Genomic DNA, 2,126 nt, shown 5'->3' with positions numbered 1-2,126 from the left:
CCGCGAGCGCGTCGGCGGGCAGCTGGACGGTGGCAGCACCGGCCACAGCGGCCGGGGTGGTCGGGACGACGGCAGCGCCCAGCCCCTCGATCGCGGGACGTCCGAGCAGGACGGCGGCGGGGGCCGCGCCGGCAACGGCCTCGCCGGCCTGCCCGTCGACCGTGCCCTCGCCGCTGACCGGCTGGCCCTGGGCGGGGAGCGCCGCGAGCGCGGCGGCGACGACGGCCGCGAAGCCGCCCTCGACGGCCGCGCCGTCCTCGGTGGAAGCACCCTCGGCGGCGTCGCCGCCGTTGGCCGCCCCGGCCGCAGCCGTGCCGCCGGAGGCCTTGCCGCCGCCGCCCGACGTACCGGACGCGCCCGAGCCGCCCCGGCTCCCGCCGGACGTGGACGGCCCGGTGCTCGGCGCCGTGGCGGGCACCGCACCCGGCATCGCCGCCATGGTCATGGTCGTCACAGCGTGACCTCCTGCATTGCGTCCTGGACCTTGCGCACGTACGCCTTGGTCTCCGAGAACGGCGGGACCCCGCCGTACTTCTTCACGTTGCCGGGGCCGGCGTTGTAGGCCGCCAGCGCCAGGTCGAGCGAGCCGTCGTAGTCCTTCAGGTAGCCCGCGAGGAGCTTGGCCGCACCGCGCACCGCCTGCTGCGGGTCCAGCGGGTCGACCCCGAGACCGGCCGCAGTGGCGGGCATGAGCTGCATGAGCCCCTTGGCCCCTGCGGGACTCGTCGCGTCGCTGCGGAAGCTCGACTCGGTCTTGGCGACCGCGGCCAGCAGCGCGGGCGAGACGCCGGCGCGGGCGCCCTCGGTGCGGAAGATGTCGGCGTACGGGACGCCGCCGGTCTTGGCAGCCGGCTGGGCCAGCGCGGTCGGGGCGGGTGCGGAGCCGGCCTCGGGCAGCACCCGGCGGATCACCGTCGGGGTCTCGTAGACGTCCTCGACGCGGACCTTCGCGCCCGTGTGCGGCGCGTGGACCATCTTGCCGCCGCCGGCGTAGATGCCTACGTGGCTGACCGGGGAGTTGAAGAAGAGCAGGTCGCCGGGCTTGGCCTGCGACAGCGAGGCGATCTTCTCCCCGACCTTGGCCTGGTCGCGGCTCACGCGCGGCAGATCGACGCCGAGCTGGCGGTAGACCAGGCCGGTGAGGCCGGAGCAGTCGAGGCCCTTGGACGGGTCGGTGCCGCCCCAGACGTAGGGGATGCCGAGGTACTTCTTCGCCAGCTCGACCGCGTCGGCGCCGGAGTTGCCGGTCGCCGACCCGCCCGCGGCGGCCGTACCGCCCGTGGCTGCGGAGCCGGCCACCGAGCCGGACCCAGCCCCGGACGCGCTGCCCGAGCCCGTCACGTCGGCGAGGGTGGAGGCGAAGCTGCTGCGGCTGACGGCGGAGCCGGTCGAGGTGCTCGCGGTCGAGGACACCAGCATCTGGGTGCCGACGGGAGCCGCGGCCCCGAACCGGGACTGGATGGCGGCGATGCGGGCCTGGACTGCCGCGATGCCGGACGGGGCGACCGTATCGATGCTCATTGCCCTGTGGGTCGGCGGGGGCGAGACGGGACTTTAGGCCCGGATCCCGGAGCTGAGGACTAGATCGCGGCCATCGGCGGTTGCCTCCGGGCAGGATGCGGGCGCAGCCCGCGGAGCACGCCCAACGAGGAGCACCATGAAGATCGGGATCATCGGCGCGGGCAACATCGGCGGGGCGCTCGCGCGCCGGCTGACGCAGCTCGGGCACGAGGTGTCCATCGCCAACTCCCGCGGCCCGGAGACGCTGCAGGAGCTGGCAGCCGAGACCGGCGCGCGGCCGGTCCCGGTGACCGAGGCCGCCCGGGGCGCCGACATCGTCGTCGTGACCATCCCGCAGAAGAACGTGCCCGACCTGCCGGCCGGGGTGCTCGACGGCGCGGCGCCGGACGCGGCGTTCGTCGACACCGGCAACTACTACCCGCGCCACCGCGACGGGCGGATCGAGGCGCTGGAGCAGGGCACGCCCGAGACCCGCTGGGTCGAGCAGCAGCTCGGCAAGCCGCTGATCAAGGCGTTCAACAACATCTTCGCCCAGAGCCTGCAGGACAACGGGAAGCCGGCGGGCGAGGCGGGGCGGATCGCGCTGCCCGTCGCGGGCGACGACG

General features: G+C 75.3%; 2 protein-coding genes and 1 pseudogene. 1 reads left to right on the top strand and 2 read right to left on the bottom strand.

Annotation, left to right across the window (positions count from 1 at the left end; translation table 11 throughout):
* Together G9H71_RS22355 and G9H71_RS24800 are read right to left on the bottom strand one after the other, a co-directional pair.
* Positions 1-454: pseudogene (locus tag G9H71_RS22355) on the bottom strand (hypothetical protein); the annotation flags it as partial.
* The gene (locus G9H71_RS24800) at positions 451-1,521 is read right to left on the bottom strand and encodes an NlpC/P60 family protein (protein WP_269204806.1); all 1,071 of its coding nucleotides are present in this window, start codon (positions 1,519-1,521) and stop codon (positions 451-453) included. The pseudogene G9H71_RS22355 and the gene G9H71_RS24800, both read right to left, overlap by 4 nt.
* Positions 1,522-1,657: 136 nt before the next feature.
* Between G9H71_RS24800 and G9H71_RS22345 the strand changes: the two genes are divergently transcribed.
* A partial coding sequence (locus G9H71_RS22345; protein ID WP_166284956.1) for an NADPH-dependent F420 reductase occupies positions 1,658-2,126 on the top strand: 469 nt, incomplete at its 3' end.

The sequence above is a fragment of the Motilibacter deserti genome (assembly GCF_011250635.1).
Taxonomy (GTDB): Bacteria; Actinomycetota; Actinomycetes; order Motilibacterales; family Motilibacteraceae; genus Motilibacter_A; species Motilibacter_A deserti.
Note: the sequence above shows the minus strand (reverse complement) of the source record. Positions and strands in the feature narration are given on the sequence as shown.

Coding starts and splice junctions, on each gene's coding strand:
- G9H71_RS24800 (WP_269204806.1), bottom strand. CDS start 1,521: ATGAGCATCGATACGGTCGCCCCGTCCGGCATCGCGGCAGTCCAGGCC.